Source organism: Vagococcus sp. CY52-2, assembly GCF_022655055.1.
Classification (GTDB): domain Bacteria; phylum Bacillota; class Bacilli; order Lactobacillales; family Vagococcaceae; genus Vagococcus.
Genome location: NZ_CP093384.1, coordinates 796,603 through 810,386, shown reverse-complemented (window position 1 = coordinate 810,386; position 13,784 = coordinate 796,603). Strand labels below are relative to the sequence as shown.

Here is a 13,784-nt window from a genome sequence, read left to right as displayed (position 1 = left end):
CACTAAATCGTGTTGATAGATTAAATTCTATCAATGCGTTTTTTTATTTGAGGCATAGAAAAGAGGCATTCTTATTGGTAAAATTAAGTCGTCTATAACTAACATTACAAAGGAGAATACTCCTATGGATAATAGTACAAGAAAACTACTCAATTTAACAGATGATTCTCTTATTTTTAATGAGGATTGGTTGTCTCGCGAAGCGAGAAACAACCGCTCTGTTAACATGATGACAGGAAGATGAGTGAATAAAGATAAGCAATGCCAGAAATGTGGATGTTATCAATCCGTTAAAAACGGAACGTATCAAACCATCAGTCAATTGCCTGAAGTTGAACGTCGCCCAACTTATCTGAAACTTCACAGAGAACGTTACCTTGCTTCTACTTCTCTAGTAGATGACTATTGTCACATTTCTAAACAGCTTAAATACCAAATTGCTTTTGACTTAAAAGAGAATCAATCATGTAAAAAAATCGCAGCATGCCACAGTGTCTCTGAAGATACTGTTAAACGTGTGTTAGTCTCATTTACGAACAATCAGCAACCGAATGTTAATTTCTTGCCCACGGCTCTTTGTGTAGATGAGTTTAGCTCTACTTTTGATTGTCATGCTGGAATGAGCTTTATTTGTGCTGATGCGACACCTAAAAAAATAATCGATATCTTACCTGATAAAAGATGACATAAATTGGTTTCTTACTTTATGAAGTATTCCAAAAAATCACGTTTAAAAGTAAGATTTTTGGTCATGGATATGAATGCAAGTTACGGTCAACTATTAAAAACAGTCTTTCCAAACGCCGCAATCGTCACAGATCAATTTCATATCATTCAACAGATTAACCGCTCTTTCAACACCTTAAGAATAAAAGAAATGAATCAACTAAAACACCACAATCAAGAGGAAGGAAAGCAGTATCGAAGATTAAAGCGTTATTGGAAACTCCTTTTAAAGGACAGCTCTGAATTAAACTATAAACACTTTTATTATCGTCCTTTATTCAAGAGAAATGTGTCATCTACCGAATTGGTAGATGAGTTACTTTCTTATAGTTCTCTATAAAAAAAGCGTATCATTTTATCCAAGAATTGAAGTATGCTTATAGAATCAACGATTATGTCTTATTTTTTTAGCGATGTTCAAAGATATCTGTTGAATTACCAAAGCATGTTAAAGATAAATTCAAGATATTTGGTAAGTTCTCCCAAGGGGTCATGAATGCCTTCAAATACTCCTATTCAAATGGTTTCTTAGAAGGCATTAACAATAAAATTAACGTGATTAAACGTGTGACCTATGGCTATCGAAACTTTCTACTATTCAAACGACGTATCTTTTTGATTCAAAATAAAGTTTTTCAGGTTAATTAAAAAAGCGAGAGAATTTCTTCCCTCACTTCAATTAATTCTATTTCATTTTTGAGACTTTTTCATCAATATTATTGTCCATCAACACGATTTGACATAGAGCCGCAAAAACCACAATCTTAATTGATTGTGGTTTTCTCTTTAAAAGAAAGTTGAAACAAGTGCTAGAATGGCTAAACCACCTTGTGTTAAAATAATCTTTTTATCACTTGTTAAACTACCATATAAAGCAACTAAAATTATATAAACTAATAATACTCGACTAATTTCAAGTGAAGCCTTTGATAAAAATACACTATACAACAATCCTACACCAATTAGACCATTATATACCCCTTGATTTTTAAATAAGGTACTTACAGAATTTCTTTTCAATTCTTCTTTTGTCATATTAAAAACTCTACTCGTTACACCTGATGTAGTTGCAAAAGTCTCTAGATACATGATATAGAAAAATTCCAAAGCAACAAATACGATTAAAACAGTTGAAATTATAGACATCTCTATTCCTCATTTTCTGTGATAATTAATTCTGTTTTCTTCTCAGCATATTCTGACATTTTTCCAAATAAGTTTATTAATAGTGGATTTTGGTTATGTTTATCAATTGATTCTTGGTTTTTCCAATGTTCAATCATCACAAATTGATTTTTCTTTTCCACTGATTCATATAAATCATATAGCAAGCAGCCTTCTTCCAATCGTGTAGAAGCAATTAAAGGTACTATATCCGCTAAAAAATCTTCTCTTTTATCATTTTTTACATAAAAATTTGCTTGTATAATTTTCATTTTTCTCCCTCCTCTCATTTAAATTCAGTGATTTTTTCAGCAGCCAATCGAACAGAAGTATATCCAGCTTCTTTCTCTTTTCCGATAGATAAAATCATTACTGGTACATATCTCTCTTTATCTAACCCAAAAGCTTCTGCTAACTGGTCAGACTCGAATCCTCCAATTGGATTCGTTTCATATCCATGTGCCCGAGCAATGAGCATGAATTGCATCGCAACTAAACTTGAATCAATTTTTACTACATCATTCATTTGTTCTTTAGTAAAACTTTTGTAATATGGAATAATTGCAGCCAATTGTTGGTCTCTTACTTCAGCTGGCATTTTACCTTCTTCAACTGCTTGGTTGTAAATATCTTCCCCTAATTCATAGCATTGCATGTCACCAAAAATCAAAACCATTGCTGAAGAAGTATCATTTTGCTTTGTATTGAAACGAATTAATGGTTTTAGTTTAGATTTTTGTTCATCACTCTCAACAACGACAAAACGCCAAGGTTGCATATTCACTGATGATGGTGCAGTCGTTGCTTCTTGAATCATTTCAAGCATTTCTTCATGAGATATTTTTACTGTTTCATCATATCCACGAACAGACTTTCTTCCAAATATAATTTCTGAAAAATCATTGTTTACCAAATTTTTTGACATATTCTTTCCTCTTCCATTTCATATTTACAATTTTTAAAAACCAATTTATGCTATTACGCTTTTTATGAGTCTTCATTCTACTCATTTCTCTCTTTATTCGTAAAATCAACTACAATTTTCCTTTTCACACGTCCGCTGCTTATTTCTTTCATAGCAGTATTAATCTCTGAAATAGGGTAAATCTTTTGAATTGAAATAATCAATTTTTCCGATTCAACAAAAGAACGATTTTTTGATGCTTTTGCTATATCATTTTCACCAACAACAACGTATTCTTGGAAAGCCCCTGTCATCGGTGTTCTTCCGTATACAGAATCACCTACTCTAAATTGTGTAATTTTTGAATCCACAGCTTCTATATCGCCTGAAAAATCATGCCCCAGTGTCAAGCGCATTGAATAACGCAAAACAAATTTTGCATCACCATTGCGAATTCTGTAATCAACTGGATTCAAACTTGCTGAATGAACTTTGATTATTATACTATTCTTAGACAGTACAGGTTTTTGTATTTCATTCAAAAAAAGTTATTCTTGCTTTCCGTATTGCTTTATTTGATACGCAAACATCTGTCCTCTCCTTCATTCGCCAATCTAATTTCCTATATTTATTTCACTAATTTTGTTAATAAATTTAGTAGAGTATTTTCTTCTTCCTCATTCAATGGCGACATCATCGTTTTATTTGGATGACTAAATTCTCTTTCACAATGTTCCAGTTCTTTTGTTGCCTTCTCTGTAATTCTAACAACAACTTCTCGATTATTATTTTTGTTTCTTTCACGTATAACATAATTTTTTTCTTCTAAAATCTTTAAATGTCTAGTGACCGCAGCACTATCTATTTTCAACTCATTTTGCAAATTTGTTTGCGAACACTGTCCATTCTCTTTCAGAAACAACATTAATTCATAACGTGTAATACTAAATCCTGTTTCTTTTTCAAATTTAGTAGTCATTTCTTGATTGGCAAGTTTAAGTTGATATAATAGTTTGCTAAATTTTCTTAAATTCATCTATTACTCCTTTCATGTGTGATTAATCAATAGTTGACCAGTCAAATGTAACTCATTTTTAATACTTTGAAAAGTAGTTTGCTTAAATTAACTCTAAAATTTATTCATTATTATCAAATCAAAACCTCCAGTGTGAACTGGAGGTTTGTTCTTCGGCTGAAAGCCTCTTTTCCCGGCCTAAGCCTAAAAGGCTTACCGAAGGGTTTCCCCTCGTGCACCACGTTTACTCGCTAATCCTAAAAAGATTAGCTATTATTTCTTTTTATTTTTTTCTCCAGTAAATGGATCACATTCTTCAAATAATGTAAGCTGATCTGCTACATAATCTTCTTGAATTTGATTTCTTATGTATTCTTCAATTTGCCTTTTATTTCTTCCAACCGTATCTACATAATAACCTCGACACCAAAATTTTCTGTTTCCATCACGATATTTTAGCTCTGCATGTCTATCAAAAATCATTAAACTACTTTTTCCTTTTAAATAACCTATAAAACCAAAAACACTAAGTTTAGGTGGAATGCTTACTAACATATGTATGTAATCCTTACAGGCATTAGCTTCTATGATTTCAACACTTTTATTATATTCTCCATAAATTATTTGGCGTCTATACTTTTGTGCAAAAACTATGTGATACTTACATTTCCATGTTGTGTGTGATAAACTTTGAGTGTCCTTTTTCATAAGGAACCTCCTTGTGATTTGATAGTTTGTGGTCGGGAAAACAAGCCTATCTTATCATTTTAAGAGGATTTTTTAATGCCGCGCTGGAAGCTTTTTAGAACCACCCGCATAGCAGGTGGTTTTCAATACATATAAAAAAGATGATAAATCTGAGATTACCCTCAAATTCATCATCTTATAGATTTAACTCATCAGTCCTATTTGACAAAGAGCCGAAAAAACTGGTTGTCACGTCAAAAATAACAACCAGTTAAATAATTATTTATGTTCTTTAATCCATGATTCTACTGAATCAATTGCTGATTGTAACCCTTCTGGATTTTTACCACCCGCTTGAGCCATGTCAGGACGACCACCACCGCCACCGCCAACAAGTGGCGCGATTGCTTTGATTAAATCACCTGATTTTAATCCTTGATCATTCATCTCTTTTGTCATACTGACAAGTAAGTTAACTTTCTCGCCTTGTACTAATCCTAAGACTAAAATATCAGATAGTGATTTTTGTTTCCATTGGTCAGCTAATTGACGTAATTGGTTCATGTCTTTGACAGCGACTTTTGACGCAATATAAGTCACGCCATCTACTTCTTTGATGTCCTTAAACACATCTTCTGCTTCAGCGTTAGCTAATTTTGCACTTAATTGTTCTACTTCTTTTTGTGCTTGTTTTAATTGTTCTTGTAATTGTTCCACACGTTGAACAGTATCTTTTAGTTGAGGTGCTTTAACACATTTAGCTACTTGACGGAGTAATCCTTCTTCTTCTCTAAAGGCTTCATAGGCTTCTTTACTTGTCACAGCTTCGATACGTCGAACACCTGCACCAATTCCTGATTCAGAAACAATTTTGAAAACCCCAATATCAGAAGTGTTGCTTACATGAACCCCACCACATAATTCGATAGAGTAACCATCAACATTTACCACACGAACATTTTTACCATATTTTTCACCGAATAGTGCCATCGCGCCCATCTCTTTTGCTGAATCAATATCTGTTTCAACTGTGACAACTGGTAAGTGTGCCCAAATTTTTTCGTTCACGATTTCTTCCATTTGTTTTAACTCGTCAGGAGTCACTTGTTCAAAATGAGTAAAGTCAAAACGTAAATAACCTGGTGCAACAAGTGACCCTGCTTGATTAGCATGCTCTCCCAATACATCTTTTAACGCACGATGTAATAAGTGAGTCGCTGTATGATTTTTTGTGATGCGTTGACGTAATTCTTTATCAATCACTAATTGATATGTGTCGTCTGTTTTTAATTCACCAAACACTTCCACTTGATGTAATGATTGGCCATTTGGTGCTTTTTTAACGTTTACCACATTGGCAACCAAATCACCTGCTGCATTATAAATTGACCCTTTATCAGCCACTTGTCCACCCATCTCAGCATAGAAAGGTGTTTGACCAAAAATTAATTGCGCATTACCTTCAGTTGTCGCCTCTTTAATCTCATCATCTTGGATAATCACCATTAATTTAGCATCCACTGTGTCTTCCGTATAGCCCACAAATTCACTCACTACTTTAATATCAGTTAATAGAGAAGATTGAACAGACATTGACTCTTCTTTCGAACGAGCCGCACGAGCACGATCTCTTTGAGCCGTCATTTCGACTTCAAATCCTTCGTGATCCACACTTAATCCTTCGTCTTGAGCCATCTCTTCGGTCAATTCTACTGGGAAGCCATAGGTATCATATAATTTAAAGATATCTTTACCGGATAAAACAGTTTGATTAGCTGCTTTCATGTCTTTGATTAAGTCGCTGATAATGGATAAACCATCATTAATTGTTTCGTGGAATCTTTCTTCCTCTGTTTTGATGACTTTTTGAATAAAGTCTTGTTTTTCGACAATTTCTGGGTAATAACTTTCCATAATTTGTCCAACAACAGGCACTAAATCAACTAAAAAGGCTTTATCAATTCCTAGTTTTTTACCATGCATCACCGCACGACGAATCAATCGACGTAAGACATAACCACGCCCTTCATTTGATGGCAACGCCCCATCGCCAATTGCAAATGATACCGCACGAATATGATCAGCAATGACTTTGAAAGACGTATCTGTTGCGCTATCTTTACCATATTCTTTGCCATCAGACATTTTTTGAGTTGCTTCAATGATTGGAATAAATAAATCTGTTTCAAAGTTTGTTTTAGCATCTTGGAAAATAGACACCATACGTTCTAATCCCATCCCCGTATCAATGTTTTTATGTGGCAATGGTAAATACTCATTGTTTTCAGTATGATTAAATTCTGAGAATACTAAGTTCCAAATTTCTAAATAGCGTTCATTTTCGCCACCTGGGTAATTTTCTGGGTCATCTTCTGCCACATCATTGTATTCTTGTCCTCTATCAAAAAATATTTCAGAGTTTGGACCACATGGACCAGCCCCAATATCCCAGAAGTTTTCTTCTAATTTAACAATAGACTCTTTTGGTAAGCCGACTTCTTCATGCCAAATACGAAATGCTTCTTCATCATCAGGATGAACCGTCACATATAATTTATCTTTATCCAAACCAAACCATTTTTCACCTGTTAATAATTCCCAAGCCCAATGGATCGCTTCGTTTTTAAAGTAGTCTCCTACTGAGAAGTTTCCTAACATTTCAAACATCGTATGATGACGCGCTGTTTTCCCAACATTTTCAATATCATTAGTACGAATACTTTTTTGAGCGTTAGTAATTCTTGGATTTTCAGGTACAACAGACCCATCAAAATATTTTTTTAATGTCGCCACACCAGAGTTAATCCATAACAAGGTTGGATCATCAATTGGGACAAGAGAGGCACTTGGTTCAATTTTATGCCCTTTTGTTTCAAAAAAATCTAAAAATAATTGTCTAACCTGACTACTTGATAATTGTTTCATTCATATTCCTCCTAAAAATAATAAAAAAGCACCCATGCAGTCAAGGACGTTTACCGCGGTACCACCTTGATTGCAATGATGCTTTGACAGTCATTACCTCTTTTACTTTCTTAACGCGAAAACACGTGATAGGTTACTATCAAAGTCATAAGGGAGCATTTTTAAATTAGTTGCACTCTCTCACCAAACAAGCGCTCTCTGATTCATTTAATCATTTAAAAATATGTCCTTAAGTTGCATATAAATTATAATGAAAAAACCTCTACCTGTCAATGCGTCTTACCTATTTTGGCAGATACTTCGCTAAAAAAGTTTCGATTGTTTTTTTGTATTCTTCCGGGTGTTTTTTTAACGAATCTGCATGTTTTGCTCCTTCGAAAATAACTAATTCTTTCGGTCCTTTTGTGGCATTATATACCTCATAAACCATTTCTTTGGGAACAAAATCATCTTGATCTCCATGGATAAATAACATTGGTAATCTATTTTTTTCTAATTGTTTGACAGCACTCGCTTCACTAAATGAATACCCAGCACGAAGTTTCGTGTAACCAGAAGCTAGTGGAATCATTGGAAAAGATGGCAGATGAAACATATCGTTTAACTGAAAAGCCAACTCATTGTTTACTGAATCATACCCACAATCTTCAATGATGACCTTCACTTGCTCTGGTAACTTCTCACCACTTGTCATCATAACAGTTGCTGCTCCCATGCTTAAACCATACAGAACAATGTCAACCTGTTCACCATATTCTTTTATCACTGTGTTAATCCACTTCACATAATCGTTTCGATCTAACCAGCCAAATCCCACATATTTTCCTTCACTCTTCCCATGAGCACGATTATCTGGCACCAATACATCAAACCCATCATCATAAAACAGTTGAGCATATTGCCCCATAAGATCACTTTTCCCCATATAGCCATGAGCTACAATCGCAACTTTTTTACTTGGTGTATCATGTGTGACTTTTTTAGCGACTAACTTTAATCCATCATCACTGTTTATTGTCCATTCACTTAAATGATTTGCTGAAAACTGCCAATCTTTGTCAATTTTTTCTTGTTTTACGTCATTAATAAAATCTTTTTTCCCTGCTACAACTGCATAGTTAAATAAATAATTAACTCCTGCACCTAGCCCTATAATAATTACAATAACTAGAATCACTAGTCCATAAATTAATACCTTTTTCATACTTACCTCCAACATTCAGATAGTAGTATGATACACTGAAACTATCTATTTGAAAAGGAGAGAATCATATGATTCAAATTGTCTTTAATAACGCCCCTTGGAACAAAGCTGCTGCATTTTATTTAAGAACACTGGTCTTCGTCCAGGAACAAGGCATATCCTTAAAATCTGAATTTGATGACCTCGATATCGATAGCACCTTTTATCTAGTCATCTATCATGATAAAAGTCCTGTTGGAACGATTAGATACCAACAAGATGACGAGACTACTTTACGTCCAGATAGGTTATGTGTCCACAAAATGATGCGTAACCAAGGACTTGGTAGGCGACTCATTTTAGAGCTAGAACAAATTGGTAAAAAACAACACTGTACGCTGTCTCGGGTTCATGGTGAAAAGCAAGCCATTGGTTTTTATCAAAAATTAGGTTACCAAGTGGTCTCTGATGAATTCATCGAAGATGGTATTATCTGTGTGTTACTAGAAAAAGAACTCAACTAAACACCCCTTCAGTTACTAAATAGCTGAGGACGTCGTATTATTCTTTTACTCTATGTTACTTCACATACCAGATAACTATCGCACTAATCATAAGGATAACTAATTCACTTATAAATAGTAGAATATCATTCTTTTCACCAGTGTTTGGTAGACTATTATGGGACTTATTATTTAAAGTATTGGTAATAATGATGTGACCAATATTCGTGTCATTCACACTTTTTGTATAACCTGGTACTTTCCTTATTTCTTTCACTGTATAATCAATTGTTTTTCCATTTTCTTTTTTGACGAATTTGTTCCATGTACATGTCCAACGATTGCCCTCATTCAATTCAACAGCTTCATCACTTTTCTTACCATCTGCATAGAGTTGAACTTTAATGCTCGTTGGGCGTGTATTGTGTTTATCTTGATTATCTTTCCAATATTTTGTCACACTAATATCAATATAATAAAGGTATTTGCGTGTTTTTTAATTATTTTTGCATGCATTTTTTTAGAGTTCCTTGTGAATTTAAAAACATAAAAAAGAGTTATGTCAAAGTGACATAACTCTTTAACTAAACATAATTTAATTTTATAAAAATTCTCCATAAACCTCATCAACTGATTTTTTTTCATCAATAACAATATATAAATGACCATTTTTAGATATTTTTGTTGTTTGATGAACATTATCTAATCCTTCTTGACCAGGTGTCTCTTTATCTTTATATGGGAAGTAAATTAAATCACTTGTTCCATCATCAAAAACAATATCCATTTTTTCAATATCTTGATATTTTGTCGCACGTTCAAACATACCTGACTCTAATCCACCTAAGTTAATGTCATCTGTTTGGACATGATCTGCTTCACTTAAAATCTCAATTTTAAACCCTTCACATGGTCTAATTTTTTGAAAATCACTTCCATTGATACGTCCATAACTTGTTGATACTTTACTAATCCATAAATCGCCAATGCATTCACGGTCTATTGTCCATGTTTCACCATTTCTGAAATAAAATTTAAAACCTGTCATTGTTTTTGCCATAAATGATCTCCTCTTTCCAATTAGAAACTTATCATCTTTCTTACACATTTATTGTAACATGATTAATAAAAAAAATAAACAACTTTATTAATCTTTTCACAAATTATATCTATTACTATTTAATACGTTCCATAAATGTCATGGTATTTACTTTAACACGAGTATGCTTTCCTGTAGCTATCAATCTATCTTGGTCATATGCTTTATAAGTAAAATGAAAAGATTTTTCATCAGATTCTTTCAATGTCGCAATGATTTTAATTAATGCCCCTGTTATGGAAGGTCGCATATGATTAATGTCAATTGAAGAGCCCACAGAGGTATATCCTGTTTCTAAATCTTTTTCAATAGCATTCATGCAAACATTCTCAACCATTGCAATAAGACCAGGGGTGCCTAATACATTCAATGTTCCTGATCCTAATTCTTTTGCTGTGTATCGTTTTGTGACTTCAAATATCATGTCATAATCCATCTAATCCACCACCATTTCGTTGATATTTTTTAATAACGTGGCTTTATCATTTTCCCAATGGCCATTCAACACTTGTTTTTCACTAAATGATAAAACATTTCCTAACCAAGGTCCTGGCTTTTTATTAGTAAATGATAAAATATCACGACCTGAAATACTCAAATCAGTCATTGATTTAATAGGTAATTGATCATATGTTTCTAAATACAATGTTTCATCATTTGACAAGCTAAAGAAGGCTCTTGCTTGTTCAACTAAAGAAATAACTTCTACCCCTGCATCATATAAAGATTGAGCATCCCAGTCTTTTTCCAAACGATGATTATAATACGTGACTACTTGACTAACCACGTTAGATAAGTGTTTTGATGCTTTCCATTTTGTAAAAAATGATTTAATCTTTGTCTCTTTTAATGCAATTAATAGGCAACTCCAAGCTAATTCTTCACTTGTTAACAACATCGTAGGGGTAACATCTGAAAAACTCATCAACTCATCTTTTTTATTCGATAATTCTGGGCAACATTTATAACAATTTGTTTCAACGAAAGGACGTAATCCTTTTTTCCGATGGGACCCCATTAACAATTTAACCCATTCAATATAAATGCGTTCAATGGCAATTTTTTCGAGTAATAAATGATTTTTGGCTATCGCCTCTTCTGTTTTCACTTCAATATTAAAATCTAATTGACTAGCAAATCTCAAGGCGCGCATCATTCGAAGAGCATCTTCACTAAACCGTTCATCAGGATTCCCGACTGCTTTAATCTCTTTTTCATGAATGGATTCGATGCCTTCAAATAAATCGACAATCTCTCCATCAAGTGTCATAGCTAAGGCATTCATGGTGAAATCACGTCGTTTTAAATCTTCTTCAAGAGTTCTAACAAACGTCACCTTATCGGGTCGTCGATAATCCTGATAGGTTGACTCCGTACGAAATGTGGTAATTTCATATTGATCTTGATGATATAAAACAAGGACTGTACCATGTTCAATACCAACATCAATTGTTCGTGGAAATATCTCTTTAATTTCTTCTGGAAACGCACTGGTTGCAATATCGACATCATGAATGGTCTGATGTAGAATCACATCTCTGACACTTCCACCAACAAAATAGGCTTCATAACCATGACGATTAAGTTCTTTTAAAACCGGTAAAGCATGTTTAAATTCGATTGGTAACTCATTTATTTTCATTTTTATCAACTTTCTACTTCATACTTTTTCCCTCATCCACTCGTTCAAAGCGATGACTATCTCTAGCATAAAACTTTTTCATGTTATCTTCAAATACTTTTGTTAAATCAATGTCTAAAGAATTCGCCATGATTAACAGAACAATGAAAACATCGCCTAATTCTTCTTCTACTGTTTTTGGCTTCTCAGTTAATTTTTTTGATTTTTCTCCGTAGTAATGATTAATCTCTCTAGCTAATTCTCCCATTTCTTCGGTTAATCTTGCCATTTGAGCAAGAGGGGAAAAATAGCCTGTTTTAAATTGTTGGATGTAATCATCCACTTCTTTTTGCATTTGAGTTAACTTCTCTATTTTTTCCATGACAAACTCCTTTTAAAAATATTCCAAAATACACCTAGTTTTTATTATCTGTTGCCCTTGTTGCCCTCCTTAGACAATAATGATAAGATGAAACTAAATGATGTAAATATGGTTTTTGGGGGCAAACTATGCGTATAAACAGGCAATTTTTTATTAATTGTATCATGATTTTTATTGGAGCGAGTATTTTTAGCTTTGGTTTGGTTAATTTTAATATAGCAAACAAGTTAGCTGAAGGCGGGATGACGGGAATTGCATTGATTATCTATAATCTTTTTCATGTTGACCCTGCACTGACTACCCTTATTTTAAATATTCCGCTTATTTTGGTTGGACTAAAGTTACTCGGATTAGAACCACTTATTTTAACATTAGTCGGTTCCTTATCCTTGTCATTAAACTTGTGGGTTTGGCAAAAAATACCTTTAAACATTTCTGTTGATAACGATATTTTAATTGCCGCACTTCTTGCAGGGATTTGCGGTGGAATTGGTAGTGGAATCGTGTATAAATATGGTGGGACGACTGGTGGAACAGACATTATTGCTCGTATCATCGAGAGACGTTTAGGTATGACGATTGGACGGTCGTTGTTTACATTAGATATATGTGTCTTACTGTTGTCTCTAAGCTATTTATCACTTAAAGAAATGATGTACACGCTGATTGCTGTCTTTGTATTCAGCCGAGTGGTGGATTTTGTACAAGATGCGTCCTATGGTGCTAAGGCCGTTTTTATTGTCTCAGACCATGATAGACAAATAGGCGATACCATTATGAAAGAATTAGATCGCGGTGTAACCTATATTAATAGCGAAGGTGGCTTTTCAAAAGAAAGTAGACAAATGGTTTATTGTGTTGCAAGCATTATTGAGATGAGTCGTATCAAAGAAATTTGTTATGAGATTGATCCGCGTGCCTTTATGACTTTTTTCAACATCAATGAAGTCTCAGGAGAAGGCTTTACTTATAAAGAATTGCAAGAGTTACATGAACAAGCAAAAAAACAAAAGTGAGGGAGATTATCCACCACTTTTGTTTTTTCTTTTTTGGTATTCATCTGACCAATAAATAAACTCTTGTTGATTGTTTGAGTCAATCGCATCATTTATTTTGGTTAATAAATATTCCTCTTCTTTTTCGGATTGTTTTTGTTTAAAATCGTTTTCTATACGATGAAACATCTCTGTTGGAATCAAATCAAACGCACTAAGAAACGGATTATCTTCTGTGACTGTTTGATACAATTGATTGAATTCACGATGTTCGAAATAAACTTCGATGTATAAGGTATCTTTATAATTCATTCTAATCTCATGAAATATTTGTTGGGCATCAGTAAAAGGCTGGGTTTCTTTAAATAAAACGAGTCCATCCTGATTTTCCCTTGTAGCGGCTATCACAAGACCTCTAGGCGTTTTATCTGCTTGTTCAACAAACACGACGCGATTAAGTATGGCATCATGATTAAGTAAATAATTTAAAATCCAATAAGCTTCTTTTTCTTTTAGCGTAATAGTTTCCACTAGCCAGGTGATAAAGGCTCGTTTGTCCTCTAAATTAATCATATTCTTC

19 protein-coding genes are annotated in these 13,784 nt (G+C 33.6%); 5 read left to right on the top strand and 14 right to left on the bottom strand.

What is annotated here, in order from left to right:
- Positions 1 to 244 precede the first annotated feature (244 nt).
- The 3 genes from MN187_RS04155 (at position 245) to MN187_RS10615 (ending at position 1,374) form a co-directional block, all read left to right on the top strand.
- Entirely contained in the window at positions 245 to 685 is a 441-nt protein-coding gene (locus tag MN187_RS04155; RefSeq protein WP_242094415.1) for a helix-turn-helix domain-containing protein, read from the top strand.
- Positions 686 to 751: 66 nt separating this feature from the next.
- Positions 752 to 1,066: a transposase gene (locus MN187_RS10620; RefSeq protein ID WP_371821045.1), complete on the top strand. Its 315-nt coding sequence runs from the start codon at positions 752 to 754 to the stop codon at positions 1,064 to 1,066.
- A 152-nt stretch (positions 1,067 to 1,218) separates the two neighbouring features.
- Positions 1,219 to 1,374, top strand: a complete 156-nt coding sequence (locus tag MN187_RS10615) for a transposase (RefSeq protein WP_371821044.1) — start codon at positions 1,219 to 1,221, stop codon at positions 1,372 to 1,374.
- Positions 1,375 to 1,512: 138 nt separating this feature from the next.
- On the opposite strand, the gene MN187_RS04145 is transcribed toward MN187_RS10615, so the two are convergent.
- From MN187_RS04145 to MN187_RS04110, 8 genes are all read right to left on the bottom strand, one after another.
- Positions 1,513 to 1,872: a DUF1304 domain-containing protein gene (locus MN187_RS04145; protein WP_117972155.1), complete on the bottom strand. Its 360-nt coding sequence runs from the start codon at positions 1,870 to 1,872 to the stop codon at positions 1,513 to 1,515.
- A 2-nt stretch (positions 1,873 to 1,874) separates the two neighbouring features.
- Positions 1,875 to 2,162, bottom strand: coding sequence for a putative quinol monooxygenase (locus tag MN187_RS04140; RefSeq protein WP_071456996.1), 288 nt, complete (start codon positions 2,160 to 2,162; stop codon positions 1,875 to 1,877).
- A 14-nt stretch (positions 2,163 to 2,176) separates the two neighbouring features.
- Entirely contained in the window at positions 2,177 to 2,815 is a 639-nt protein-coding gene (locus MN187_RS04135) for a nitroreductase family protein (protein ID WP_242094413.1), read from the bottom strand.
- Positions 2,816 to 2,892: 77 nt separating this feature from the next.
- Positions 2,893 to 3,336, bottom strand: a complete 444-nt coding sequence (locus tag MN187_RS04130; RefSeq protein ID WP_117972154.1) for an alcohol dehydrogenase catalytic domain-containing protein — start codon at positions 3,334 to 3,336, stop codon at positions 2,893 to 2,895.
- Between the two features lie 86 nt (positions 3,337 to 3,422).
- Positions 3,423 to 3,830, bottom strand: coding sequence for a MarR family winged helix-turn-helix transcriptional regulator (locus MN187_RS04125; RefSeq protein WP_117972153.1), 408 nt, complete (start codon positions 3,828 to 3,830; stop codon positions 3,423 to 3,425).
- 252 nt (positions 3,831 to 4,082) lie between these two features.
- On the bottom strand, positions 4,083 to 4,517 hold the full coding sequence (gene tnpA, locus MN187_RS04120; RefSeq protein WP_242094411.1) for an IS200/IS605 family transposase: 435 nt from the start codon (positions 4,515 to 4,517) through the stop codon (positions 4,083 to 4,085).
- Between the two features lie 258 nt (positions 4,518 to 4,775).
- Positions 4,776 to 7,421: an alanine--tRNA ligase gene (gene alaS / locus MN187_RS04115; protein ID WP_242094408.1), complete on the bottom strand. Its 2,646-nt coding sequence runs from the start codon at positions 7,419 to 7,421 to the stop codon at positions 4,776 to 4,778.
- A gap of 283 nt (positions 7,422 to 7,704) precedes the next feature.
- Positions 7,705 to 8,625, bottom strand: a complete 921-nt coding sequence (locus tag MN187_RS04110; protein WP_242094406.1) for an alpha/beta hydrolase — start codon at positions 8,623 to 8,625, stop codon at positions 7,705 to 7,707.
- 68 nt (positions 8,626 to 8,693) lie between these two features.
- Here MN187_RS04110 and MN187_RS04105 point away from each other — a divergent pair, with 68 nt between their 5' ends.
- Entirely contained in the window at positions 8,694 to 9,128 is a 435-nt protein-coding gene (locus tag MN187_RS04105) for a GNAT family N-acetyltransferase (protein ID WP_242094403.1), read from the top strand.
- Positions 9,129 to 9,183: 55 nt separating this feature from the next.
- Here MN187_RS04105 and MN187_RS04100 read toward each other — a convergent pair whose 3' ends face one another.
- The 5 genes from MN187_RS04100 to MN187_RS04080 form a co-directional block, all read right to left on the bottom strand.
- Positions 9,184 to 9,567, bottom strand: a complete 384-nt coding sequence (locus MN187_RS04100; RefSeq protein ID WP_158559336.1) for a Cna B-type domain-containing protein — start codon at positions 9,565 to 9,567, stop codon at positions 9,184 to 9,186.
- A gap of 141 nt (positions 9,568 to 9,708) precedes the next feature.
- Entirely contained in the window at positions 9,709 to 10,167 is a 459-nt protein-coding gene (locus MN187_RS04095; RefSeq protein ID WP_117972147.1) for a hypothetical protein, read from the bottom strand.
- A gap of 115 nt (positions 10,168 to 10,282) precedes the next feature.
- On the bottom strand, positions 10,283 to 10,642 hold the full coding sequence (locus MN187_RS04090; protein ID WP_117972146.1) for a thioesterase family protein: 360 nt from the start codon (positions 10,640 to 10,642) through the stop codon (positions 10,283 to 10,285).
- Entirely contained in the window at positions 10,643 to 11,848 is a 1,206-nt protein-coding gene (locus MN187_RS04085; protein ID WP_242094402.1) for a CCA tRNA nucleotidyltransferase, read from the bottom strand.
- A gap of 13 nt (positions 11,849 to 11,861) precedes the next feature.
- Positions 11,862 to 12,209 carry a nucleotide pyrophosphohydrolase gene (locus tag MN187_RS04080; RefSeq protein ID WP_242094400.1) on the bottom strand — a complete coding sequence of 116 codons (348 nt, stop codon included), beginning with the start codon at positions 12,207 to 12,209 and terminating at the stop codon, positions 11,862 to 11,864.
- A gap of 128 nt (positions 12,210 to 12,337) precedes the next feature.
- Here MN187_RS04080 and MN187_RS04075 point away from each other — a divergent pair, with 128 nt between their 5' ends.
- On the top strand, positions 12,338 to 13,225 hold the full coding sequence (locus tag MN187_RS04075) for a YitT family protein (protein WP_242094398.1): 888 nt from the start codon (positions 12,338 to 12,340) through the stop codon (positions 13,223 to 13,225).
- A gap of 6 nt (positions 13,226 to 13,231) precedes the next feature.
- Here MN187_RS04075 and MN187_RS04070 read toward each other — a convergent pair whose 3' ends face one another.
- Positions 13,232 to 13,777: a YpiB family protein gene (locus tag MN187_RS04070; protein ID WP_242094396.1), complete on the bottom strand. Its 546-nt coding sequence runs from the start codon at positions 13,775 to 13,777 to the stop codon at positions 13,232 to 13,234.
- Positions 13,778 to 13,784 lie beyond the last annotated feature (7 nt).

Bases quoted from the DNA above. Each gene is read 5' to 3' on its own strand.
- MN187_RS10620 (WP_371821045.1), top strand. From the start codon at position 752: ATGGATATGAATGCAAGTTACGGTCAACTATTAAAAACAGTCTTTCCA.
- MN187_RS10615 (WP_371821044.1), top strand. From the start codon at position 1,219: ATGAATGCCTTCAAATACTCCTATTCAAATGGTTTCTTAGAAGGCATT.
- MN187_RS04145 (WP_117972155.1), bottom strand. From the start codon at position 1,872: ATGTCTATAATTTCAACTGTTTTAATCGTATTTGTTGCTTTGGAATTT.
- MN187_RS04140 (WP_071456996.1), bottom strand. From the start codon at position 2,162: ATGAAAATTATACAAGCAAATTTTTATGTAAAAAATGATAAAAGAGAA.
- MN187_RS04135 (WP_242094413.1), bottom strand. From the start codon at position 2,815: ATGTCAAAAAATTTGGTAAACAATGATTTTTCAGAAATTATATTTGGA.
- MN187_RS04125 (WP_117972153.1), bottom strand. From the start codon at position 3,830: ATGAATTTAAGAAAATTTAGCAAACTATTATATCAACTTAAACTTGCC.
- tnpA (WP_242094411.1), bottom strand. From the start codon at position 4,517: ATGAAAAAGGACACTCAAAGTTTATCACACACAACATGGAAATGTAAG.
- alaS (WP_242094408.1), bottom strand. From the start codon at position 7,421: ATGAAACAATTATCAAGTAGTCAGGTTAGACAATTATTTTTAGATTTT.
- MN187_RS04110 (WP_242094406.1), bottom strand. From the start codon at position 8,625: ATGAAAAAGGTATTAATTTATGGACTAGTGATTCTAGTTATTGTAATT.
- MN187_RS04105 (WP_242094403.1), top strand. From the start codon at position 8,694: ATGATTCAAATTGTCTTTAATAACGCCCCTTGGAACAAAGCTGCTGCA.
- MN187_RS04095 (WP_117972147.1), bottom strand. From the start codon at position 10,167: ATGGCAAAAACAATGACAGGTTTTAAATTTTATTTCAGAAATGGTGAA.
- MN187_RS04090 (WP_117972146.1), bottom strand. From the start codon at position 10,642: ATGGATTATGACATGATATTTGAAGTCACAAAACGATACACAGCAAAA.
- MN187_RS04085 (WP_242094402.1), bottom strand. From the start codon at position 11,848: ATGAAAATAAATGAGTTACCAATCGAATTTAAACATGCTTTACCGGTT.
- MN187_RS04080 (WP_242094400.1), bottom strand. From the start codon at position 12,209: ATGGAAAAAATAGAGAAGTTAACTCAAATGCAAAAAGAAGTGGATGAT.
- MN187_RS04075 (WP_242094398.1), top strand. From the start codon at position 12,338: ATGCGTATAAACAGGCAATTTTTTATTAATTGTATCATGATTTTTATT.
- MN187_RS04070 (WP_242094396.1), bottom strand. From the start codon at position 13,777: ATGATTAATTTAGAGGACAAACGAGCCTTTATCACCTGGCTAGTGGAA.